Below are 22867 nucleotides of genomic sequence, written 5' to 3' on the forward strand. Positions count from 1 at the left end.
TACACGGCTCTGAACACTCTTTCCCTACACGACGCTCTTCCGATCTGGTGCCGCTTATGTGCGGCTGATTATTTACCGCCGATTATTTGCCGTCCGCGTAGTTGCGCACCCGCGCCACCGACACCGGAAAATCAACCGGCACCCGACCGAAGAGCAGACGTGCCGCCTCCGCAGCGCCCTCACGCACAATACGCTCCACGCGATCCGCCTCCAGCTCGGGACCGCACAGCAGAAGCTCATCGTGCAAAAAATACACAATGCGGGTGCGCATCGGCATACCAAAAATTCGCTCCGACAACAGGCGAGAACGCACCGCGCCCATCCAGCACAGAGCCCACTCAGCCGCCGTACCCTGCACAATAAAATTGCGGGTCATACGCCCGTGCGCACGTGCAGTCGACACCGCACGCGACTCAGCCGCCGGCGAAGACCGATCAGCCACAATCTCACGGAAACGCTCATCCACCGGCGGGGAGGTACGACCCAAAAAAGTCGTCACCTGACCGCCCGCCTCACCAATGCGCGCGGCACGCTCCGTAAAGTCCATCGCCTGCGGAAAAAGCGCCGCCACATGCGGCAACAGGGCACCAATCTCACCGCTGCGGCCGCCATACATAATCGCCAGCATACCCACCTTCGCGTGGGAACGCTCCGTCAAACCCACACCCTTCAGGCGCGCCAACTCGGCAATACCCGCATACAGGTCAGCGCCACGACCCGCCGAAGCGAGCGCCTCATCACGACTCAACGCCGCCAGAATACGAGGCTCAATCTGCGATCCATCCGTCACCGTCAGCACCTGACCCTCCGGCGCCTGCACCGCCTGACGAATCTCCGCAGGCAGCTGCAACGCACCACCGCCGGAAGCACCCCAGCGCCCCGTCGCGGCGCCGCCCACCTCAAGATGCGGGCGGAACGCACCCTCAGAAACCCAGGTATCAGCCCACGTCCAGCCGTTAGCAGTCCAAATACGGTACAGCTTCTTATAGCGCAAAATCGGGTCAATCAGCGCCCAACGCTTTTCCCGCTGAGCCGGAATCGCCTCCGCCCAACTCTTCAACTCCCACGAACGCGTAGACTTCACCGAAACCCCCGCAGACTGCAAAGCACGCAAAAGATCCTGCGGCGAATCCGGGTTCAACGACGGCATAAACAGCATGCGCTGAATCTGCTCCGCCAACTCCTGCATCTTCTGCGGACGCTCCCCAGGCACCGGACGCGGACCCAATAACTCGCACAGATGCTCATGATGCGCCTGCACATTAAACGGGATGCCGTAATAACCAATCTCAGCCGCCACCAGCGCACCGGCAGACTCCGCCGCCGCCAAAAGACGCAACCGCTCCGGGTGCCTCGACTCGCTAATAGCGCGCGCCTGCGCCAGCCACTCACGCATCAGCACACGCACCACCGGATGCTCCGGCAGCAGAGTCACCGGGCCCGCCGCCAACTGCGGGGCAAAAGGCTCATGAGGCGCCGCCTCCAGGAAATTCGGGGAGGAATCGGTGGGGGAGGAATCGGCGGGTGCGGCGGAAGAGGTAGCGGGAGCACTCAAAAAATCAGTGCCGAACAGCTCCTCCTGGCCCTGAATCTGCCGCGCCACCGGCAGATACCCCTGAGGCTCCACCGCCTCACGCACATCAGAAAGATCTAGCACCGAGCTGTACTCCACAAAACCGCTCGGATGCGTAGCGGCAGTCGCCAAAATTCGCTGCACCAGACGCAAATCATGGCACAGATGCACCCGCACCCCGCGGCGCAGAAGCAGTGGGTCAACGTGGCGGGTATCAGCCCAAATCCAGCGGGGAAAACGCGCCTGCGCCGAATCTGCCGCTTGCCGCTCTACCTCTCGCACATACGCCGGAAGATTTGCCGCACTCACCCGATCCGCCCGCGTAATCCGCGGAATAAAGGTCGGGTCCTGCAACTGCTCAGCGGTCGGCGCCGAAAAATGAAAAGCACCCCACGAGGTCACCGGCTGAGCACCGCGCGGGGACGCACCCGCGGCAATAGCCGACGTGACCGGGTGCGCGGGGGTGCCGGTCTGGGCGGTAATACCCGCGCCGGTGGCAGGACTGAGCAGAACGTACATTCTTCCATTATCGAGGATGTGTCGGTAGAACGGGTGGTGCGTGGTTATCACCAGAATGTACGAGTGGTTTGTCATAAAAGCGCCGGATGCGTGCGTTTTGTTCGTTTGAGGTGCGTGCATCGTGGATATTTCGGGGTGCGCGAGGAGTTATCCACAGAACGCTCATTCTCATAAAAATTCGGGGCGGGCGCAATGCTCTCCTAGAGCCATGAACCCCACCAGCAATCCCGCCAGCAACACTGGTAGTCCCAATGGCTACCCGACCAGCGCCGTGCAGAGTCTAAACACGCAGAGCCCAAGCACGCAGGCGCAGGGAACGAATCGACAGGGCGCACAGAATGCGGGTGCCCAGAATACCGGTGCGCACTCACTGCCCGCACTGCTCATCCCCGAAGACTACCGCGCCCGCGCCGTCGCCCTGCACGCCCGCGAGCTAATCCTGCGCTCGCCGCAGATGAGCGCTATCGCCCTGAACGGTTTTAGCGGTGGATTTGGCGCCGGGTTCAGCGCCGGTGTCGAGAAGGCAGAGGAGCGCGCGCCCGCAGAGGGTGCAATCGCCGCGGGCAGTGCGGCCCCCGCGGGCAGCGTAAACGCAACGAGTGGTGCGAGCGGTGGACTGCTCCAGGATTCCCAGCCCCTCCGCGAGATTCTCGAAAACGCCGTGGACGAGGCAATCTGCGCCATCGACGGCGGATACCCGGGGAATGCCTTGGGGAATGCTCTGGGGAACGCGAGCACAGACGGAACTGGTCTAGCAAAACCCCGAAGAATCCGCCCCAAAACTGTGCCGCCCACGCCCGCCTCCTGGAGCTACCCCAGCGTGGAATATGTGCCCGTCAACCGGCAGACCGCGCTGCGCTACCTCGCCGCGGAACTCTACGGCCTCGGCGCTCTGGATTTGCTCCTCGACGAGGGGCAACGCGCCGGAACCATCACCGATATTTACGTGAACTCACCCTGCGACATCTGGGTGGGCATCAACGGAACCACCCGCCCCGTAGCGCTGAGCCTCGGCAATGAACGGCGCGTGCGCGACCTTGCCGAGCGGCTCATCCGCAGGCACGGCGGGCAGCTGGACGCCGCGCATCCGGCGGCTGACATCAGCGACGAGCACGGTCGGCGAATCCACGCGATTATCCCGCCGCTGAGTGAACGCACCCGGCTATCCGTTCGCCTGCCCGCCCGCGAGCGCCCCACCCTGGCGCAGCTGCAGACCGCGGGGCTGTGCGATGAGGTGACCGCCGCCTACCTGCGCCGCATGATTGCCGAACGCCGCGGGTTCCTGATTAGCGGCGGTACCGGTACCGGCAAAACCACGCTACTCAACGCCCTGCTGGGTCTGTGTACGCCGCAGGAGCGCCTCATTCTGCTCGAAGACACCCCGGAACTCGCGCCACAACATGAGCAGGTGATCGCCCTCAAAACCCGTGCCGCGAACTCCGAAGGTGCCGGCGAAATTGGGCTGGGTGAGCTCATTGTGCAGGCGCTGCGCATGGGCCCGGATCGGCTCGTCGTGGGTGAGTGCCGCGGTGCGGAGGTGGTGCACCTGCTGACCGCCATGAATACCGGCCACCGCGGTGCTGGAACGACCCTGCACGCCAATAGTGCGCAGGCGGTGCCCCTGCGTTTGTGCGCCCTGGGTGCGCTCGCTGGACTGGATAGTAGAACGGTCGCTCTACATACGGCGACGGCTTTTGAACGCATTATTCACCTAGAACACCGGGACGGACGCCGCCGCATCGAGGGTATTTACAGTCTGCACCCCGCAGTTGAGGGGAGTGAAGAGTACCTGCAGGTCAGGCGCATTTCTGTCGAATCCAATGTTGGGTACTAGTCCCCGAAATGGGGGAAACGGAAAACGTGAAAGGAGGAAGCAATGAAGCAGAAAGAGAAGAGCGGCGGAAGCCTTCGTGAGCGCTGGGTTGAGTGTATCGCCGGGCCCGCCAGTGCCGAGGAAATGCGCATGTGGCCGCTCATGCTACGCACCCTCGCCCTGAACCTGCGCGCCGGTATTCCTCTGCAGGAGGCGGTGCACGCCAACCCGGGCTCCGGGCAGCTCGGGGAGAGCGAACCGGTGCCGGGCACTGGGAAAATGCTCGCGAAGAAAACCGCCGCGAAGAAAGGCACCCGCCCCCGACGAGGGCGAAGCTCCTCGCCCCTCTCCGAAGACTACGGGCACAAGCGATGCGCCGAAGACATCCGCCGCTTCACGCAGGCACTCGCCACGGTCACCTCCTGGGGTGCCCCCGCGCACCTCGCCTGCGCACAGCTCCTCGAAAGCAACACCCGGATGCGCCCGCACAGCCGCGAACGCCTGCACGACCTGCAGTTGAGTCTGCGTATGAGCGAGAGTGCCGGTGCTCCGCTCGCCACGAGCCTGGAACGCGCCGCCGAACACGCCGAAGAACGCATCGACGCGCTCCTGGGAAGGCAGAGCGCCCTCGCCGCGCCGCGCGCCACCGGCAGAATCCTCTCCTGGCTACCGCTGCTCGGCCTGGGGTTGGGAGTGCTCATGGGAAGCGACCCCGTGGGCGTGCTGACCGGCTCCATTCTCGGTGCGCTCACCGGCTTGTTCGGGTTGGGGCTTGCCTTCGCCGGGCGACGCTGGACCGCCGTGCTCGTGCATCGGGCTGAGGTGGAGAGCGCGGCAAGTGATGGCGCCGAACAAATTGCGAACGTGCCGCCCGTTGATACCGCCCTGGTGCTGGAACTGCTCGCCGCGCAGCTACGCGCCGGGCTTGCACCGCTCGCCGCCCTGGGCACTCTCGCCGAGGCGCTCAACAGCCGACCGCTGCACACGGTCTGTCAGCGCCTCCAGGTGGGCAGTGGCTGGGGGAGTGCCTGGTCTGGGTCTGCGGCGGGAACCTTCGGCGAGCTGCGGGATGCGCTCGCTCCCGCCTACACGGGTGGTGCACCCAGCACGGCGCTACTACTCTCTCTTGCAGATGCGCACCGCCTCAGCGAGCGCCGCGCGGCAGAACGCGCCGCCGGAAAGCTCTCCGTGGCGCTCGTGGTACCCCTCGGGCTGTGCTCGCTGCCCGCCTTTATCTGCCTGGGTATTGTGCCCATCCTCATTTCGCTGCTACCCACGCTGACTAGCTAAAGAAGCAAGCCCATAAGAGCTACTGACTAGCTGAAATGCCGAAAGTTTAGATCCTCGCCCTTCTGCCAAGAATGCAGACGAGCACCCACCCCGCCCCGAATGACCGGGGCACAACGAAAGGAAAACCAATGACGAACACCCTCTGCGAAGCAATCCGCCATGACCTGCACCCGGGTGGTACTCCGGTTACTGCCCCGGTTGGCGCTCCGGCTGAGATTCAGCCCGCCGCGCCCGGTGCCGTACAGGGCGCTGAAACCCAGACCATTCTGGGTCCCGTGCCGCTATCCGTTGCCATCGCAACGACCATGAAACAGCTGCGCGAAGAATGCCCCGAGCTTTTTACCGATACCGAACTTTCCACCGGTGCTGAGCATAACCACACCGGTCCCAGGATTGACCCTCACGAAATGGAGATTGATATGAACACCGACCGCCTGAGCCCCGAGCAGGCGCTGACCATTGCCCGCGCGCTCGCCGAGGGCTGCACCCTGGACGAATGTGGCGCGACCTGCCGCAGCCTGGGTGAGCACGCGCCCGGCTGTGCCGAATACGTGCCCGCTGAAGGCGATGAAAAGGCGCCCGCTGAGCGTGCCCCCGCGGGTGATCCGGAGGAGGGCGCCTCCACCGCGGAGTACGGCATTGTGATGCTCGCGGCGGTCGGCTTTGCGGGTCTGCTGGTGCTGATTCTCAAGTCCGATGAGGTGCGTTCCATGCTCCTGGATATTGTGCGTAATGCGCTATCCATTGCGGGTAATACGGGACTGCTCTAAAGCCTTTGGAAACCCCGCTGTGGAGTTTGGCTCTAGGTGCTATGCGCCCCGAAAAATGGGGCAAGAAAGGAGGAATAAAGAATGAACGCTCATGCGAATTTGGGTGCTTGTTGGTGCGCTCGACCCGCAGGGAAAACCGGGGCGGAACCGGCACACTCAACCCCGCGCAAGAGTCCCGTAGAGGAGGGCGTGATTACCGCCGAATTTGCGGTCGCCCTGCCCGCCGTGACGGTGGTGCTCGCCCTCTGCCTGGGTGCCGCCTCCACGGGGGTTGCGCAACTCAAGGTGGAGGAGTCCGCCCGGACGGCTGCTCGTGCCGCCGCCCGCGGAGATTCCGAGGCACAGATTCGCTCCGCCGTCAGCCGCATCGACCCGGCGCAGAGCGTGCAGATTTCCGTTTCTCCTGATAGCACAGTTGATACAGGGGAGGGGCGCGCCCGGCAGGTGCACGTGCGGGTGAGCCGCCCCGCCCCCGGCGTGATTGGCTCGGCGACCGGCTGGGTGCTGCGAGCGGACGCCCACGCCCGCGTTGAAGGCGGCGGTGGCGCTCAAGAAAGTGCTGACAGTGAAGAAAGCACCGGCAATGATGGTGAATAAAAACACGGCTCTTATCTGCCCGGCGGAAGAACAACCCGAAGAGGGTAGCGGTACCGTTCTCGCCCTCGCGATTATCGCCGCGCTGCTGGTTCTGACCGTGGTGATTGCCGGGCTGATTGGGGTGGTGTCCGCGAATCGCAGGGCGTCCGCCGCCGCAGATTTGAGTGCGCTCGCCGCGGCGGATGCCTACCGCGGGCTTACCGAGGGTGACCCGTGCGCGGTTGCGGCGAATCTTGCCGAACGCCACGGCGCGCACCTGGAATCCTGTACTTTTCCGGATCGCCCCGAAACGGTGGAGGTGACGGTCGCCGTCCCCGTCTCAGGGCCCATGGGTGTGCTGGGCCCGGCGAGGGTGCGTGCCCGCGCGGGAGCTGAACACCCCGAAGAAGAGCGTCCCGAAGAAGAGCGCGCGGCGGCGGGGAGTGCGGAGGAGCTGAGCCCCGATGAGGTCGCCGAGCTGGAGGAAGAGCTGGGGGTCGAGCGGGACTCGGCGCCCGAACCTCCCGAGCCGGAAAACCCAGCCGACCCAGAAAACCCAGCTGATTCAGAAAGTCCAGCAGAACCGGAAAACCCCGCCAACTAGGCTATTTGCCTCGACCGGGAGTTATCATCCCAGCCTGCACAGCCTGTGCCCCTGCGCCACCAGCCCCGCCCTACGCCCCGGCGCGTTCTGTGCCTCCCGCAGTACCCTACGCCTCCGCCATGCTCCGCAACATTGCCGTCAGGAGCGCCCGCGCGCCGTGCTTGCTGAGTGGTTCGTTGCGGTTGCCGCACTTGGGCGAGTGCACGCAGGAGGGGCAGCCGTTGTCGCATCCGCAGCTTTCGATGGCTTCGAGGGTGGCGCTTAGCCACTGCTGAACTGCGTTGAAGCCGCGTTCGCTGATGCCCGCGCCGCCGGGTGCGGCGTCGTAGACGAAAATGGTGGGCCTGCCGGTGTCCACGTGAAGCAGCGTGGAGAGTCCGCCCAAGTCCCAGCGGTCGCTGGTGGCGATGAGCGGCAGCAACCCGATGGCGGCGTGCTCGGCGGCGTGCAGGGTGCCGGGGCTGTCCTCTTCGGTCACGCCCGCACCGAACAGGTAGCTGGGCTCGAAAGTGAACCAGACCGCCTCGGTCATGAGCACTTCCGGCGGCATAGGTTGCGCCTCTTCGCCCAGGTATTCGCCGCCGTAGACGGAGAATCGCCGGTAGCCGGTGACCTGGTCGGTGACCTGAACTTGCCCGCGGTGCATGGTGAGCGGGGCGAGCTGCTGCGCGTCGGTTTCGGGAGCAGGCTCACTGGGAGCAAGCTCGCCGGGATCCGCTTCTCCAACAGCGGTTTGCGCACCGTAGCTGACCCGCGCACGCTCCGCCAGAATGCGCACCTCAGTGCTCTCAATGGCGCGCGTGTAGTAGTCCGGGTAGACGCGGCTGAGCAGAATCACGCGCTCGCCCTCGCTGAGGGACTCGACCACGTACTGCGCGCTCTGGTGAATGTAGATTGCGCCGGGGTGCCCCTGGCTCATGGCGTGCGCGGCGTCCATGGTGCCGACGAGGGTGCCGTCTTCGGCGTCGATGAGCTGGTAGGGTCCGCCGCCGGTGCCGCGAATATCGACCAGGTCGGCGGCTGATTCGGCGTGCGTCCAGTACCAGCCGTCCGGGCGGCGACGCAGGTACCCCTGCTGTACCAGTCGATCCAGCAGGGCGGCGGTGTGCGGCCCGAACAGGCTCAGCTCCTCGGCGCGGATGGGCGCCTCCTGCGCGGCGGCGCACAGCTGCGGGGAGAGCACGTACGGGTTGGTCGGGTCGAATACGGTCGCCTCAACCTCCCGCCCGAAAATCGCCTCCGGGTGGTGCACCAGGTAGGTGTCGAGCGGGTTGTCGTCGGCGATGAGCACGGCGAGCGCATCCTGGCCGCTGCGCCCCGCGCGGCCCACACGCTGCATGAAGGAGGCGCGGGTACCCGGCCAGCCCGCCACGATGACCGCGTCCAGCCCGGAGATGTCGATGCCCAGTTCCAGTGCGGAGGTGCTCGCCAGGCCGAGCAGTTCGCCGTTGCGGAGCTTGCGTTCGAGTTCGCGGCGCTCTTCGGGGGTGTACCCGGCGCGGTATGCGGCGACGCGGTGGGAGAGTCCCGCCTCTACCTCGTCGAGGTAGCGTTGGGTCTTCTGCGAGAGGATTTCTACGCTGCGGCGCGAACCGGCGAACACCAGCGAACGGGTGCGGGAAAGCACCAGGTCGGTGAGCATTTGTGCGCCCTGTTCCACGGGGGATACGCGGCGCGGCGCCTCCTGCTCTGCCTTCGACTGAACCGCCTGCTGCTGGGTGCTACGGGCGCCCTTGGCGAGCTGATCCTGCGCCTTGGGCGGCATGAATTCGGGCTCCCAGAGCGCGACGGTGGTTTCACCGCGCGCGGAGGTGGACTCGGTGACGGCGGTGACTGCCTGCTGCGGCACGCCAATGAGCTTGGAGAAAGACTCGACCGGGTTGGAACTGGTCGCGGAGGCGCCGTAGAACACGGGTACGGTGCGGTAGAGCGCGCAGACGCGGCGCAGGCGGCGCAGCAGGTTGGCGATGTGCGCGCCGAAGACGCCGCGGTAGCTGTGCGCCTCATCGAGCACTACGTAGCGCAGCCCGCGCAGGAAGGACGCCCACTGCCGGTGGTTGCTCAGAATGGAGTAGTTGAGCATGTCCGGGGTGGTGAGGATGAAGTTGGCGTGCTCGCGGATCCAGCGGCGCTCACCGACGGGGGTGTCGCCGTCGTAGCTTGCCGCGTGGAGCCCGGGCAGGTTGTAGGAGGTGAGGGCGGTGAGCTGGTCTGCAGAGAGTGCCTTCGCCGGGGAAATATAGAGAACGTTCGCTCTATTATTGAGGTTTTCCGCCCCGGAATACGCGGAAGTTGAGCTCACTGGCTCGCCACAGGATGCACGGTAGATAGCGTCCAGGGTAGGCATGAGGTAGCTCAGGGTCTTGCCCGAGGCGGTACCCGTCGCCACAATCACGTGCCCGCCACTACTTGCGCTCTTTACCGATACCTCAGCGTGTCCAGCCTCAATACGCTCAGCTTCGATGCGCCCCGCCTGCCAGCCGTAGCGCGCCGCGCTCGCCGCCAGTGCCGCGTCAAGGCCCGCGTGGGCGGCATTCGCCGCCTGCACCTGGTGGGCGTAGGGTTCGGCAACGCCGAGCGACTCGAAAGCCTCCACCACGCGCGGATGCAACCACTGTGGCCACGGCGCGTAGCTCGCCTCCCGTGCGGGAACGGTGTGAATATGGGTCACCTGCTCGGGCAGGGTGCCGGTGCGTTCCGCCTCCGGCAACAGTGATGCCAGCACCTGCTGTGCGCTCGCGGGTAGCTCGCGGTAGCGCAGCGTTTTGGGGCACGCCGCAGACTGCCCCTGCGCCTGGTCAGGTTGGTGTATAGACTGGTGCGCGGGCTGCTGTTCGGGGTGCTGGTTGGGATTCTGCGAAGGGGTGCTGTGCGGCATGGGTTCCATTGTAGAGCGGCGGGCTAAAACCCGACCTGCCGCCGGTCACTGGCGCACCCTAAACGCCCTCCTCAAACCCGCCTCAGCACCACCCCAGCCCCGCCGCCCCCGTAGTCAGCGCGCACATATCAAAAAATCTGCATGCGTTAGGCGTATATGACGATAAAATAGTTTCGTGGCTCAAAATAAGATTATTCTGTATTACCAGTTCGCCCCCATCGCCGACCCGCAGGCGGTCATGCTCTGGCAGCGTGCTCTCTGCGAGAAGCTCGGCCTGCGCGGGCGCATCCTCATTTCCAAGCACGGCATTAACGGCACCCTCGGCGGCGAGATTAACGCGGTCAAGGCGTACACCAAGGAAACCCGCAAGTACCCCGGCTTCAAGAACATGGAGTTCAAGTGGTCCGAGGGTGGCGCGGAGGACTTCCCCCGCCTGTCCGTGAAGGCTCGCGACGAGATTGTGGCTTTCGGTGCTCCCGACGAGCTGCAGGTGGACGAGAACGGCGTCGTTGGCGGCGGCGTGCACCTGAAGCCTGAAGAGGTCAACAAGCTTGTTGAAGAGCGCGGCGACGAAGTGGTCTTCTTCGACGGCCGTAACGCGTTCGAGGCGAAGATCGGCAAGTTCAAGAACGCTATCGTTCCCGACGTGCGCACCACCCACGACTTCATCCGCGAGATCGAGTCCGGTAAGTACGACCACATTAAGGACAAGCCGGTCGTCACCTACTGCACCGGCGGTATTCGCTGTGAGATTCTCTCCGCGCTCATGAAGAACCGCGGCTTCAAGGAGATCTACCAGATCGACGGCGGCATCGTGCGCTACGGCGAGAAGTACGGCGACAAGGCCCTGTGGGAGGGTTCGCTCTACGTCTTCGATAAGCGCATGCACATGGAGTTCACCCCGGACACTGTCACTATCGGCAAGTGCGAACAGTGCGGCGCCCCCTCGAATAAGTTCGAGAACTGCTCCAACGACTCCTGCCGCGAGCTGGTTCTGCTCTGCCCTGAGTGTGCAGCTGATGACGCGAAGCGCCACTGCGTGCCCGAGTGCTCGGTGGACCGCGAAGCTGCTAAGGCGAACGCCTAATGGAAGCCTCTAAGGGTGGCGCGGTTCAGATTTCTGAGCCCCGCATTGAGGAGCACCCGGCGATGGTCGTTGCCGGCGTTTCGCAGGTATTCCCCCTGGATGGCGATTTCTCCTCGCTGTGGGATGAGCTGAATCAGAAGGCGTCCCCGGCGATGCTGGATGTTCTGAAGGTGACCCAGTACCTGGGCGTGTGCACTCAGCCGAACCCGAAGGGCCAGGTCCGCTACACTGCGGGCTTCCTGGTTTCGGAGCCGGCGAGCGCGGCGAAGCTGGGTCTGGGCGTGCTGGAACTACCTGCGAGCACCTACGCGGTGGTTGAGGTGACCGGCCCGATTTCGGAGTCCATTCCGGCTGGCTTTGCGAGCTTTGAGGAGGCGTTCTTCGCGAAGAATCCGCAGTACCGCCCGGTGGGTGGCCTTGAGGTGTATGGTCGCGGCGATATGCAGGCGGCTGATTACCGTATGGAGCTGTGGGTTCCGCTGGCGAAGCGTTCCTAGGGCAGTTTGTTTCTGTCGTTTTAGTTGCAGTTTTAACTGTTGAATGGAAGGGCCCGGTGGTGCGATGTGTTCGTGCCGCCGGGCTTTTCTGTGCCCTTTTTGGGGTTGGCGGGGGTGAACGTGCGGCGAAAGCGGAGGGGCGGTGCCCTGCGTGTAATACTCCGAAACAAAATACTTGACATGTAAAGTATCTGGGTTTAGATTTAAACCACCAGCCCGGCACTACACGAACCCGAGCGTAACCACAAAGGAAAAAACCATGAGCACCCCCACCACCCCCACTAACCCCGGCACTCCGCAATTCGATCCGCAGCTCGACGAATCCATTCGCATTAGCCACCTCGAACCCATGCGCGGTGAGGAGAAGAAGCTCGGCTTCCTCTCCTTCGGCCACTGGGCTGAGGTCCCCGGCTCCCGCGTACCCAGCGCGGCAGAGTCCCTGCACCAGGCCATCGACCTGGCGGTAGGTGCAGAAGACATCGGCCTGGACGGCGCGTTCTTCCGCGTGCACCACTTCGACCAGCAGCAGGCAACCCCCTACCCGCTCCTCTCCGCAATTGCCGCCAAGACCGAGCGCATCGAGCTTGGCACCGGCGTGATCGATATGCGCTACGAAAACCCGCTCTACATGGCAGAACTTGCCGCTATGGCTGACCTCATTGCGGCGGGTCGACTGCAGCTCGGCGTCTCCCGTGGCTCGCCCGAATCCGTCATCCGCGGCTTTGAGAGCTTCGGCTACTACCCGGCAGAGGGCGAAAACGAGGGCGATATGGCGCGCCGCCACCTCGACATTTTCCTCAAGGCAATTGAGGGCGAGGGTATGGCGCCCAGCGCTCGCGTTCCCGGCAAGTACGCCCCCGTCCAGCCGCAGTCGCCGGGCCTGCGCGACCGCATCTGGTGGGGCGCGGGCACCGATAGCACCGCCGTGTGGACCGCGCAGAAGGGCCTGAACCTCATGTCTTCAACCCTGATGCTGGAAGATAAGGGTATTCCTTTCGATCAGCAGCAGGCGCAGCAGATTCGCCTCTTCCGCTCCGAGTGGGCGAAGGCAGGTCACGCCGGTGTTCCGCGTGTTTCGGTCTCCCGCTCGGTGCTGCCGGTGATTGGCGCAACCTCGGCACGCTACTTCGGTCGCCGCGCCGCGGAGGATTCGCAGGATTACACCGGCATTATCGACAACACCTTCTCTCGCTTTGGCCGTAGCTACATTGGTGACCCGGCGGATATTGCCGAAGAACTCGCCCGTGATGAGGCGGTTCAGGCGGCGGACACCGTGCTGTTGACCATCCCGAACCAGCTGGGCGTGGACTTCAACCTGAAGATGCTTGACGCAATCGTGAAGGAGGTCAAGCCCGCGCTGACCACTAAGTAAAGCCCCTGAGGTGAAGACTCCGCAGAACCTTCTGCGCTAGCAGAGTTTCGCGCCAGCGTGCCGCCGTCGCTTCCGTGATGGGCGGTGGTCGCTGATGAGCGCGAACTCTGCCGCCTCCCGAGGGCAAGGGCGCGGAGCACGTGCGGCAGCCCGCACAAGTGGACAATTGGTCAGTTATCACTGTATAGTCATCGTATGCTGACTATTGCTTCACACCTCGACGTCATGAACCGGCTCGGCCGCGCCATGGCCGACCCGACACGTTCCCGGATTCTGATGACCCTCCTCGGCGGCCCGAGTTATCCAGCCGTGCTCTCGCGCGAGCTGGAGCTGACCCGCTCGAACGTGTCCAACCACCTGACCTGCCTGCGCGATTGCGGAATCGTCGTCGCCAAGCCCGAGGGCCGCCAGACGCGCTACGAGATTGCCGACCCGCACCTCGCCGCGGCACTGACGTCCCTGATCGACGTCACGCTCGCGGTGGACGAGACCGCGCCGTGCATCGACCCGGCATGCTCGGTGTCGGGCTGCTGTGGAACGGCGGCGGGAGCATGAGCGAGACCCTGACCGCCGCGCGCCGCGCGATGCTGCACCGGCGCGTCCGCTTCATCGTCGGCTTCACGATCACGTACAACGTAATCGAGGCAATCGTCGCAGTCTGGGCAGGCGTCCTCGCCTCGTCCGCGGCGCTCATTGGCTTCGGGCTCGACTCGGTTGTCGAGGTACTCTCGGCCGCGGCCATCACCTGGCAGTTCACCCGCAAGGACCCTGAGCGGTGGGAAACGGTCACCGTCAAGGCCATCGGCATCGCGTTCTTCGCGCTGGCGGCCTACGTCTCGATTGACGCGGTGCTGGCCCTGGTCGGCCAGGAGGGCCCCGACCGCAGCCCGCTGGGTCTCGGTATCACCGCGCTGAGCCTGGTCGTCATGCCTCTGCTGGCGTGGATTGAGGTCCGCACCGGGCGGGAGCTGGGCTCCAAGAGCGTGATGGCCGACGCCAAGCAGCTCATCCTGTGCATCTACCTCTCCGGTGCAGTGTTCATCGGCCTCGTCCTCGACAGCCTGTTCGGCTGGTGGTGGGCTGACTCGGTCGCGGCGCTGGTCGTGGCGGTGCTCGCGGTGCGCGAAGGCCTGGAGGCCTGGCGCGGCGACGTCGAGTCGCCGTTCGAAGTGCTAGAGGACCTCGAAGACGACTGACCCGTCGCCCGACGTTGAAGAGCCAGTGCTGCAATCCAGACATGCGCCACGAAAACCCGCTCTACATGGCTGAACTTGCCGCCATGGCCGATCTCATTGCGGCGGGTCGACTGCAGCTGGGTGTGGACTTCAACCTGAAGATGCTTGATGCAATCGTGAAGGAAATTAAGCCCGCGCTGACCACCAAGTAAAGGTCCTGAGGTGAAGGTCATGAGGTGAAGGTCCTGGGGTAAAGACCCGGTGCCAAGCTGTTTCCAGCGCTCTATGACGCGCTGAGATGCTTGCTCCCATACAGCTGAGCCATACATACAGCGATGCCCCGGCAGGCACCCGCAAGGGGTTCCGCCGGGGCATCGCTATGCTCAGGCTCTTAGAAATCCTTCTGTCTAAAAGTCCTTTGTCTTTTCCCAAGGCTCAATAGCGCCCGGAACCACTTCAAAAAGCGGATGCGCACACGCCGCCAGCTCGCCGCGCGCCGCTAGGCGCTCGCTCAACTGGTGCTCCCACTCGGGGTCGCGCCCAGCCACCTTGTGCTGTAGGAAAGCAAGCTCGTACTCCAACTGGCCGAGATGAACGGGAATCGGCGCGACCGAAGCGTACGGATTTTCTGCCTTGTCAGCACAGCTTTTATCGGTACCGTTTTTGCCTGCGCTATTTTCGTTTGTGCTATCTTTGCCCGCATCGTCTTCGCCCGCGCCAATCAGTGCGCGGTTGAACGAGTAGCCGCGGGCATCCGCCTCATCCGCCAGCCCGGACAGGTAGGCGGCAACCGCCTCCAGCGGCTGCGGATGCGCGCGAAAACGAATCAGCTGCGGGTGGTTCGTGTACCCGCGAGTCAGACCCCGCAGCACCTTCTGCGCCAGCAGAGTTTCACGCCAGCAGGCGACCAGGGCGCGCCGATCGAGCAGACAGGGGTGAAGGGACCAAATGCGCACGCCTAGCCCTGCGCTTCTGCCGCATGTACCTCAGCGGCATTTTCGCCAGCCGATTCTGCGCCCGCGTGCTCGTCGCTAAAGTGCAGGAAGCTCTTGAGCACCAGCTCGCGCACCGAGTGCAGCAGGGTATCGCGCGGATGCTGCTCCTGCGTACCGCGTGCCGTGGCGGCAGCCTCGTCGTACTCGGGCCAGGACAGCAGCATAGCAAGAGCCGCCACGATCTGACCCACGGCAAGCTCACCATCGCTCGCCGACGCAAAACCCGCCGTCTCGGTGGAGAGCAGCTGGGTGCGGCACAGGCCCGAACCGGCACGCAACAAAATGACGCTGGGATGCTCGGCGCCGGGGCGGCCGTGGCGTTCCTCGGTGACGTCCTCGGCGACCTCCAGGTGTGCGGTAAGGAGCGCCTCATCGTCCATGGCGGCGAGGCGGTCGTAGCGGCGCACGGACTCGGTGAGGGCGCGGGCGATGGGCTGCTGAATCGGGTAGGTGATCTCCTCGAAACGCTGCAGGGGATCGGTCGCACCTGCCGCGGTCGCCTCGGTCGGGCGGCGCAGCCAAATCATGCCGAAACCAATAGAATGAACGTTCCGGGAAGCGAAGTCGTTCAGGTACGCCACATAGGTCTGCTCGTAGTGGCTGCGGTCGCGGTTCTCGCTCGCATCCTTCAGCCAGGTTTCCGCGTAGGAGGCGGGGGTCAGCGCCTCACGCTGAATGAACCACGCCTCCGCACCACCGTCGGCAACCCAGGCGCGCGGACGCTCATCCCACGGACGCGGTGCTTCCGGGTCCGCCGAGTCGCGAATAATCTCCCAGTTGCCCAGCATCTGCGCGCGGCCACCGGGCACCAGCACCGACGGCAGCTGACGCACCATCGTGCTCACAATTTCGTCACCGGGCAGACCGCCGTCACGGTAAGTGAACTGCTCCTCGGCGCTCTCACCGGCAACGCGCGGGGTAATCACGAACGGCGGGTTCGATACCACCAGGTCAAAAAGCTCACCGGCGACCGGCTCCAGCAGGGAACCCATGCGTAGGCTCACGCGCGCCTGCGGGTTCTGCGGGTCAATGTTGAGCGCCTGCGCGTTCAGCATCAGGTTAAAGCGGGTGAAGGCCAGGGCACGCTCCGAAATATCGGTAGCGGTCACATGCTCGGCGTGGGCGAGCAGATGGAAAGTCTGAATACCGCAGCCGGTACCCACATCCAGGGCACGCTTGACGGGGGTGCGCTCGGTAATCTGCGCCAGAGTCAGGGAGGCGTGACCGATGCCGAGCACATGATCCTTACGGAGTACACCGGGGCGCTGATGCGCGCCCAGGTCGGCGGCAACAAAGATTTCGGTGCCGTCGTCGGCGGCGTGCGGGCGCAGGTCAACGCTGGCGGTCCAGCGATTTGCCGCATCGCGCTCAATCAGCGCGGCATTCTCGAAATCAACCAGGGTATCTGCAAAAACCTCGGTTGCCTCAGCCTCAGTCAGCGGGCGAGCCAGCAAGAAAAACGCCAGCAGGCGCGCCAGGTTCTTCTCACCTGCGCTGTAATCGCCGCGCAGAACATGCTCCACACGCCACAGGCCCGGAACCACCTGGTCACGAGCCATCGCCTCAGCCGCCTCAACACCCAGCAGCTCCTGCACAGCGTCATAGCTGTAATTCAACGCCAGCAGGCGTTCACGGATGCGGGTCAGACGGGCGTAATCATCGCTGCGGGGAGCATCCGCAACGGCGGCGTACTCGGGGGCGAAAGTGGCGGCAGAAATAGTCATGCACACCATTCTACGCACCCGCCGCATCTGCCCGGGCGCGCCCACCGCGTACAGGCGGCAGCGCAATGACACAGCCTCGACCCACCCACTGACCAAAACCGTCACTTACCGCAAGAGTGCCCACCCCATCGCATACACTGAAACCATGAGTAACCTGTACCCCGATGAAAGCATCAGCGTCGACAAGTGCTGGGAGCGTCTGCACGCGAACACTCTCGGCCGCCTCATCCTCACTGACGGCCAGCACGTCGATGTGCTGCCCGTGCTCTACGCCGTCGCCAGCCAAGACGACAAGCAGGAAATCTATATCCGCACCACCCGCGGCAACAAGTTCTCCTCCGTGGTGGTCAGCCGCCGCGTCGCCTTCGAAATCGACGAAACCCTCGAAGACGGCATCCGCTCCGTCATCGTGGTCGGTATCGCCCACTGGCTGCCGCCGGAAATGACCCCGCAGATTGTGCGCACCTTCGACCTGCCCGACTCCGAAACCCACGAAATGCAGTGGGTGCGCATCGCGCCGCAGACCGTGTACGGTCGCGAATACCCGTTGCTGCCCGCATACCTGGACGGCACCCATCCCGACTCGGACACCCTCACCAGCTAGAAACGCAGGTGAGCGGGTGCGGTGCGCCCCAGCACCCGCCCCCATGTACCCCGTGCACACACCACCGCTCCGGTACCGTATGATGTACCGAGTACCCTGCGCGCTCATGCAAGCTCAACACGCCCGGTCCTCATCAACCAGAACCGTGCCAGCTCGCCTCGCGCCGGGTCACCGCGCGCTCGCCGCATGAAACGCACCGAGCGCACCACATCAACCCAACATAAACTACACCCCCACCGATCACCTCACCCGCGTACACCACAACCAGTCGGCGCCCACAAGCGCCAGCGTAGGTTATGGTTGAATACGTAGCTTTTCAACACACAGATAGAGGAGTGCCGTGCCCGCTCAGGCAAAGAACGGAAAAGCCCTGCTGATTGTGGAGTCTCCCTCCAAGGTCAAAACCATCAGTAGCTACCTCGGCGAGGACTACCTTGTCGACTCGTCCATGGGCCATATCCGCGACCTTCCGCAGCCCTCCGAACTGCCCGAGAACCTCAAGAAGAGCCCCGTCGGCAAGTTCGCTGTCAACGTTGAAGAGAACTTCGAACCCTACTACGTGGTCAACCCCGACAAGAAGAAAAAGGTCGCCGAACTCAAGCGCAAGCTCAAAGAAGTAGACGCGCTCTACCTGGCAACCGATGGTGACCGCGAAGGTGAAGCCATCGCATGGCACCTGAAGGAAGTCCTCAAGCCCAAGGTACCCGTCTACCGCATGACCTTCCCCGAAATCACCCGGGAAGCCATTCAGCGTGCCTTCGGCGAACTGCGCGACATCGACCTGCACCTGGTCGACGCACAGGAAACCCGCCGCATCCTCGACCGCATCTACGGTTACGAAATTTCCCCCGTACTCTGGCGCAAGGTCGGCCGCGGCCTCTCCGCAGGCCGCGTGCAGTCCGTCGCAACCCGCCTCGTGGTTGAGCGCGAACGCGAACGCATGGCATTCGTTGCCGCCAACTACTGGGACCTGACCGGACGCTTCCTGACCGCAGCCTCCGAGGGCTTTGACGCCAAGCTGGTCGCCGTAGACGGTCAGCGGATCGCCACCGGCAAGGACTTCGCAGACAACGGCACCCTCAACACCTCCAAGGTCACCCACCTGAACGAGGAAGCCGCCCGCGCGCTCGCCGCAGCCCTGCAGTCCGCCGCGTTCTCGGTGCGCTCCGTTGAGACCAAGCCGTACAAGCGCCGCCCGGCAGCGCCGTTCACCACCTCCACCCTGCAGCAGGAAGCCGCACGTAAGCTGCGTTTCTCCTCCCGCGTGACCATGCAGGTGGCGCAGCGCCTCTACGAGAACGGTTACATCACCTACATGCGTACCGACTCGGTGGCACTGAGCGAGCAGGCTATCTCCGCCGCACGCCGCCAGGCATCCGAGCTGTACGGCGCAGAGTTCGTGCCCTCCGCACCGCGCGTGTACACCTCCAAGAGCAAGAACGCGCAGGAAGCCCACGAGGCAATCCGCCCCGCGGGTGACACCTTCCGCACCCCGGACGCTGTGCGCAGCGCCCTGTCCAATGACGAGTTCCGCCTCTACGAGCTGATTTGGAAGCGTACCGTCGCCTCCCAGATGGCTGACGCGACCGGTTCCACCGCCTCCGTGCGTCTGGGCGCCGTGGCATCTAACGGCCAGGACGCCGAGTTCGCTGCATCCGGCACCGTCATCACCTTCCGCGGCTTCCTCGCCGCCTACGAGGAGGGCGTTGACGCATCCCGCGTGGCTGAGCGTGAGGCGAAGGACGCTGAGAAGCGCCTGCCGAACCTGACCACCGGTGAGGAACTGACCGCCGAGGCTATTGAGCCCGCCGGTCACGAGACCCTGCCGCCCCCGCGCTACACCGAGGCCTCCCTCGTGAAGACCCTGGACGAGCTGGGCATTGGCCGCCCGTCCACCTACGCGGCGGTTATTTCGACCATCATGGACCGCGGATACGTGAACGTTCGTTCTGGTTCGCTGATTCCGTCCTGGACCGCGTTCTCGGTGGTGCGCCTGCTCGAATCCAGCTTCGGTCCCTACGTGAACTACGAGTTCACCGCGCAGATGGAAGAAGACCTCGACCGCATCGCACGCGGCGAGGAGTCCCGCGTCGAGTGGCTGGGTGAGTTCTACTTCGGCGGCGGCTCCAAGCGCGGCCTGAAGCCCATCGTCGACAACCTCGGCGAGATTGACGCCCGCAGCATCAACTCCATCCCGATTGCGGACGGCATTGTGCTGCGTGTGGGTAAGTTCGGCCCCTACCTGGAGGCTGAAGGCACCCTCGACACCGAGACCGGCGAGCTGACCGAACCGGTCCGCGCGAACGTACCCGCCGACCTGGCACCGGACGAACTGACCGAAGCGAAGGCACGCGAACTGCTCGAACAGGGCAAGTCCGACGGTCGCGTGCTCGGCGTGGACCCCGCCACCGGCCGCCAGATTGTGGCTCGCGACGGACGCTTCGGTCCCTACGTCACCGAGGTTATCGAGGAGATGACCGAGGAGCAGATTCAGGCGTACCTGGACGCGCAGCCGACCGAGTACTACAAGAACGGCAAGCCCAAGCCGAAGAAGAAGCCGAAGCCCGAGAAGCCGCGCACCGCGTCCCTGTTCAAGTCCATGGACCTGGCAACCGTGACCCTCGAGCAGGCGCTGCAGCTGATGAGCCTGCCGCGCGTGCTCGGTACCGACGCTGAGGGCGTGGAGATTACCGTGCAGAACGGCCGCTTTGGCCCGTACCTGAAGAAGGGCACGGACTCCCGCTCGATTGGCAGCGAGGATGAGATCTTCACGATTACGCTGGAGCAGGCGCTGGAGATTTACTCCCAGCCGAAGCAGCGCGGTCGTGCGGCGGCTAAGCCTCCGCTGGCGGAGCTGGGCGTGGACCCGGTCAGCGAGAAGAAGATCGTGGTGAAGGACGGCCGCTTTGGCCCGTATATCACCGACGGTATTACGAACATTACGGTTCCGCGTGCGGAGTCGGTCGAGTCGCTGACCCACGAGCGTGCGGTGCAGCTACTGGCTGACAAGCGTGCGAAGGGCCCGGTCAAGCGTAAGACCGCCGCGAAGAAGACCACGACCGCCAAGAAGACTAGCACTGCTAAGAAGACTACGACTCGTAAGACTGCGGCGAAGTCTACTACCGCGAAGAAGACGACCACTCGTAAGACCGCGGCAAAGAAGACCGCCGAGTAGCGTTTCTGCTTGAAGGCGCAGGATGCGTCCCGAACCCCCGCGCGGGGGAGGGGCGCCTCCTGCGCCTTTTGCGTGCCCTAGCTTTTGAAGCCGGGCGCGTTTTTGTGCTCGTGCTGTGTTTTTATGCCCGTGCTGTGCTGATGCTGGGCATCCGCCCGGATTGTTTGCGGAGTGAGCCGCGCCTCTGACAGACTGGAAGAGGCGCCGCACCTGCGGTACCGCACACAGACAATATCCCGCCGCGGGGCGGGGGAGGGGAGCGCACCATGCGCCTGGGAGTTCTGGATGTCGGGTCGAATACGGTTCACCTGCTGCTGATTGACGGTAGCCCTGGAGCGCGCCCCGAACCGTACGCGTCGCATAAGATTCCGCTGCAGCTCGTGCAGTACCTCGACGCTGAGGGCAACATTTCGCAGGAGGGCGCGGACGCGCTGACCCGCTTCGTGACCAGTGCCCGCGATTTCGCGATTGAGAATGAGGCGGAGGACCTACTGGCGTTCTCCACGAGCGCTATCCGTGAGGCGGGTAATGGCGCATCAGTGCTGCAGCAGGTACGTGAGCAGACCGGTGTGAGCCTGAACGGTATTTCGGGTGACCAGGAGGCGGCGATTACGTACTTTGCGGTGCGCCGCTGGCAGGGCTGGGGCGCGGGCCGCATCCTTGATTTTGATATTGGTGGCGGTTCTTTTGAGTTTTCGATTGGTACGAACGCCATGCCTGATGCTGCGATGAGCGTGCCGCTGGGTGCGGGTCGTCTGACTCGTGAGTTTTTTGATGTGCAGCCGCCGAAGCCGAAGCAGGTGAAGCGTCTGCGTAAGTATGTGCGTGAGCAGATCGCCCCGGTGGCGGAGAACCTGTTGCAGTATGGCACGCCGGATATGACGGTGGGTACGTCGAAGACGTTCCGTTCGTTGGCGCGTATTTGCGGTGCGGCGCCGTATTCGGCGGGCCCGCATGTGAAGCGTGAGATGCATTTGCAGGATTTGCGCCTGTGGACTCGTCGCATGGAGGCGATGACGGTGTCTGAGCGTGCTGACCTGCCGGGTGTTTCGAAGGCGCGTGCGGAGCAGATGCTGGCGGGCGCTATCGCGGCGGAGGCGGCGATGGAGGCGTTTGGGGTTGAGACGATGCGTGTGTGCCCGTGGGCGCTGCGTGAGGGCCTGATCCTGAAGCGTATTGAGCACCTGGCGGAGGGTACGGGTACTCCGGTCAACCCGAAGACCCTCCTGGGTGCGTAACCGGTGCGTGACGTGGGCGAATAGCCGCAAGTGAACCCCGCAGGCTGGTGTGTAATGGGCACAGCCTGCGGGGTCACCGCATTTCTTTTGTATATAACCCGCCGACAAAGATGTAGGAAAGGAACAATCACCGATGACGAACCAACTACTGTTAGCGCAGGTGCTAGCTGAGGGAATCGAAAATGTACTTACACTAAATAGTTTCTGGCCCGTATTCGTTGTTCCTCTGGCTACCTTTGCTAGCCCATATCTTATCGCGTGGTGGAATGGCCGTAGGGCTGATAAACAGATGGATTTTCCAAGCGTTCTAAGCCGCCTGAATTAGCCCGGTACAAGGAGCTTTTAGAAATTTCTAAGGCTTATAAGGATCTTGTTAATTTTGAAAATGTAGACGCATTGGCAATCGTCTCACCAGAGTATAGAGATATTGAAGAGGCCCGCAAAATTGCTTTAGAGCGTTTATCGTGGGAGCAAAAAGTACTCTCTGAGTGTCATGATATTCAGGCTCGGAAGAGGTTGTTGAAAATTCCCGATTCTTATATTGTGGGGCAATGGATGGGCGACATAAGGTCGCTACCAAATTTTAAAACTCTTGCCTCCATGTTGGTTGAGTTTATTCTATATATTTTTCTGGCTTTTGTGTCGATTAAATATATTATATATTGCATTGATCTTGTAAATGTTTCATTCTCGCTTATTTGGAATCCTGATAGCGTCCCTTCTGATTCAAGGTATTTAGTTTTACTTTTTCCCATTGTTACTGTAGTTTTGTTTTTGTTGTCGATTATTTTAGTTCGTGTCACGTATGTAATTTCTAAAACTTTTGGGACTGTTATTAGCTGGGAAGAAGTAGCCCGATATGAGTACATTAAAATAATAAATAAATATGCCCCTATAAAAGTTCGCGAACGGTTGAATAAAGTAATCTCTTCCCCTGTTAGAAATGTGGCGCGCATGAGATATGCGATGGTAGATGA

Annotated in this window: 19 protein-coding genes; 15 read left to right on the plus strand and 4 right to left on the minus strand. The window is 63.2% G+C overall.

What is annotated here, in order from left to right; translation table 11 throughout:
• Positions 1–82: 82 nt before the first annotated feature.
• Entirely contained in the window at positions 83–2092 is a 2010-nt protein-coding gene (locus QZ540_RS04795) for a bifunctional 3'-5' exonuclease/DNA polymerase (protein WP_294628116.1), read from the minus strand.
• A 208-nt stretch (positions 2093–2300) separates the two neighbouring features.
• Here QZ540_RS04795 and QZ540_RS04800 point away from each other — a divergent pair, with 208 nt between their 5' ends.
• The 5 genes from QZ540_RS04800 (at position 2301) to QZ540_RS04820 (ending at position 7145) form a co-directional block, all read left to right on the plus strand.
• On the plus strand, positions 2301–3926 hold the full coding sequence (locus tag QZ540_RS04800; protein ID WP_294628118.1) for a CpaF family protein: 1626 nt from the start codon (positions 2301–2303) through the stop codon (positions 3924–3926).
• Positions 3927–3968: 42 nt separating this feature from the next.
• Entirely contained in the window at positions 3969–5195 is a 1227-nt protein-coding gene (locus QZ540_RS04805) for a type II secretion system F family protein (protein ID WP_294628119.1), read from the plus strand.
• A 128-nt stretch (positions 5196–5323) separates the two neighbouring features.
• The gene (locus tag QZ540_RS04810) at positions 5324–5965 is read left to right on the plus strand and encodes a DUF4244 domain-containing protein (RefSeq protein ID WP_294628120.1); all 642 of its coding nucleotides are present in this window, start codon (positions 5324–5326) and stop codon (positions 5963–5965) included.
• Between the two features lie 189 nt (positions 5966–6154).
• Positions 6155–6562: a TadE family type IV pilus minor pilin gene (locus tag QZ540_RS04815; RefSeq protein WP_294628122.1), complete on the plus strand. Its 408-nt coding sequence runs from the start codon at positions 6155–6157 to the stop codon at positions 6560–6562.
• Positions 6549–7145: an Rv3654c family TadE-like protein gene (locus QZ540_RS04820; protein WP_294628124.1), complete on the plus strand. Its 597-nt coding sequence runs from the start codon at positions 6549–6551 to the stop codon at positions 7143–7145. Before QZ540_RS04815 ends, QZ540_RS04820 begins: the two co-directional genes overlap by 14 nt.
• Positions 7146–7251: 106 nt before the next feature.
• Here the strand turns inward: QZ540_RS04820 and QZ540_RS04825 are convergent, their stop codons facing one another.
• On the minus strand, positions 7252–10032 hold the full coding sequence (locus tag QZ540_RS04825) for a DEAD/DEAH box helicase (protein ID WP_294628126.1): 2781 nt from the start codon (positions 10030–10032) through the stop codon (positions 7252–7254).
• 166 nt (positions 10033–10198) lie between these two features.
• Here QZ540_RS04825 and QZ540_RS04830 point away from each other — a divergent pair, with 166 nt between their 5' ends.
• The 6 genes from QZ540_RS04830 (at position 10199) to QZ540_RS04855 (ending at position 14366) form a co-directional block, all read left to right on the plus strand.
• Positions 10199–11110 carry a rhodanese-related sulfurtransferase gene (locus QZ540_RS04830; protein WP_294628128.1) on the plus strand — a complete coding sequence of 304 codons (912 nt, stop codon included), beginning with the start codon at positions 10199–10201 and terminating at the stop codon, positions 11108–11110.
• A complete protein-coding gene (locus QZ540_RS04835; protein WP_294628130.1) occupies positions 11110–11607 on the plus strand; it encodes a GyrI-like domain-containing protein in 498 nt (165 codons plus the stop codon). The genes QZ540_RS04830 and QZ540_RS04835 overlap by 1 nt, the downstream gene beginning before the upstream one ends.
• Before the next feature lie 259 nt (positions 11608–11866).
• A complete protein-coding gene (locus QZ540_RS04840) occupies positions 11867–12979 on the plus strand; it encodes an LLM class flavin-dependent oxidoreductase (protein ID WP_294628132.1) in 1113 nt (370 codons plus the stop codon).
• Between the two features lie 195 nt (positions 12980–13174).
• A complete protein-coding gene (locus tag QZ540_RS04845) occupies positions 13175–13534 on the plus strand; it encodes a helix-turn-helix transcriptional regulator (protein WP_294628134.1) in 360 nt (119 codons plus the stop codon).
• A complete protein-coding gene (locus QZ540_RS04850) occupies positions 13531–14175 on the plus strand; it encodes a cation transporter (RefSeq protein WP_294628136.1) in 645 nt (214 codons plus the stop codon). The genes QZ540_RS04845 and QZ540_RS04850 overlap by 4 nt, the downstream gene beginning before the upstream one ends.
• A 41-nt stretch (positions 14176–14216) precedes the next feature.
• Complete coding sequence (locus QZ540_RS04855; protein ID WP_294628138.1) at positions 14217–14366, plus strand: luciferase; 150 nt, start codon at positions 14217–14219, stop codon at positions 14364–14366.
• Positions 14367–14561: 195 nt separating this feature from the next.
• On the opposite strand, the gene QZ540_RS04860 is transcribed toward QZ540_RS04855, so the two are convergent.
• Positions 14562–15110 carry a pyrimidine dimer DNA glycosylase/endonuclease V gene (locus QZ540_RS04860; protein WP_294628140.1) on the minus strand — a complete coding sequence of 183 codons (549 nt, stop codon included), beginning with the start codon at positions 15108–15110 and terminating at the stop codon, positions 14562–14564.
• A 2-nt stretch (positions 15111–15112) separates the two neighbouring features.
• Complete coding sequence (locus QZ540_RS04865; protein ID WP_294628142.1) at positions 15113–16873, minus strand: methyltransferase; 1761 nt, start codon at positions 16871–16873, stop codon at positions 15113–15115.
• Between QZ540_RS04865 and QZ540_RS04870 the strand changes: the two genes are divergently transcribed.
• The 4 genes from QZ540_RS04870 to QZ540_RS04885 form a co-directional block, all read left to right on the plus strand.
• Entirely contained in the window at positions 16872–17477 is a 606-nt protein-coding gene (locus QZ540_RS04870; RefSeq protein ID WP_294628144.1) for a pyridoxamine 5'-phosphate oxidase family protein, read from the plus strand. The two genes, QZ540_RS04865 and QZ540_RS04870, sit on opposite strands and share 2 nt — an antisense overlap.
• A gap of 340 nt (positions 17478–17817) precedes the next feature.
• Positions 17818–20652, plus strand: coding sequence for a type I DNA topoisomerase (gene topA, locus QZ540_RS04875; RefSeq protein WP_294628146.1), 2835 nt, complete (start codon positions 17818–17820; stop codon positions 20650–20652).
• A gap of 266 nt (positions 20653–20918) precedes the next feature.
• Entirely contained in the window at positions 20919–21890 is a 972-nt protein-coding gene (locus QZ540_RS04880) for a Ppx/GppA phosphatase family protein (protein WP_294628148.1), read from the plus strand.
• A gap of 396 nt (positions 21891–22286) precedes the next feature.
• On the plus strand, positions 22287–22867 hold a 581-nt coding region (locus QZ540_RS04885), incomplete at its 3' end, for a hypothetical protein (RefSeq protein WP_294628150.1).

It is taken from the genome of uncultured Rothia sp. (genome assembly GCF_916049665.1).
Lineage (GTDB): Bacteria > Actinomycetota > Actinomycetes > Actinomycetales > Micrococcaceae > Rothia.

What these genes read in the sequence shown, in the direction of transcription:
- QZ540_RS04825 (WP_294628126.1), bottom strand. Translation starts at nt 10,032, where the DNA reads ATGGAACCCATGCCGCACAGCACCCCTTCGCAGAATCCCAACCAGCAC.
- QZ540_RS04840 (WP_294628132.1), top strand. Translation starts at nt 11,867, where the DNA reads ATGAGCACCCCCACCACCCCCACTAACCCCGGCACTCCGCAATTCGAT.
- QZ540_RS04820 (WP_294628124.1), top strand. Translation starts at nt 6,549, where the DNA reads ATGATGGTGAATAAAAACACGGCTCTTATCTGCCCGGCGGAAGAACAA.
- QZ540_RS04850 (WP_294628136.1), top strand. Translation starts at nt 13,531, where the DNA reads ATGAGCGAGACCCTGACCGCCGCGCGCCGCGCGATGCTGCACCGGCGC.
- QZ540_RS04795 (WP_294628116.1), bottom strand. Translation starts at nt 2,092, where the DNA reads ATGTACGTTCTGCTCAGTCCTGCCACCGGCGCGGGTATTACCGCCCAG.
- QZ540_RS04805 (WP_294628119.1), top strand. Translation starts at nt 3,969, where the DNA reads ATGAAGCAGAAAGAGAAGAGCGGCGGAAGCCTTCGTGAGCGCTGGGTT.
- QZ540_RS04865 (WP_294628142.1), bottom strand. Translation starts at nt 16,873, where the DNA reads ATGACTATTTCTGCCGCCACTTTCGCCCCCGAGTACGCCGCCGTTGCG.
- QZ540_RS04880 (WP_294628148.1), top strand. Translation starts at nt 20,919, where the DNA reads ATGCGCCTGGGAGTTCTGGATGTCGGGTCGAATACGGTTCACCTGCTG.
- QZ540_RS04835 (WP_294628130.1), top strand. Translation starts at nt 11,110, where the DNA reads ATGGAAGCCTCTAAGGGTGGCGCGGTTCAGATTTCTGAGCCCCGCATT.
- QZ540_RS04855 (WP_294628138.1), top strand. Translation starts at nt 14,217, where the DNA reads ATGCGCCACGAAAACCCGCTCTACATGGCTGAACTTGCCGCCATGGCC.
- QZ540_RS04800 (WP_294628118.1), top strand. Translation starts at nt 2,301, where the DNA reads ATGAACCCCACCAGCAATCCCGCCAGCAACACTGGTAGTCCCAATGGC.
- QZ540_RS04810 (WP_294628120.1), top strand. Translation starts at nt 5,324, where the DNA reads ATGACGAACACCCTCTGCGAAGCAATCCGCCATGACCTGCACCCGGGT.
- QZ540_RS04845 (WP_294628134.1), top strand. Translation starts at nt 13,175, where the DNA reads ATGCTGACTATTGCTTCACACCTCGACGTCATGAACCGGCTCGGCCGC.
- QZ540_RS04870 (WP_294628144.1), top strand. Translation starts at nt 16,872, where the DNA reads ATGCACACCATTCTACGCACCCGCCGCATCTGCCCGGGCGCGCCCACC.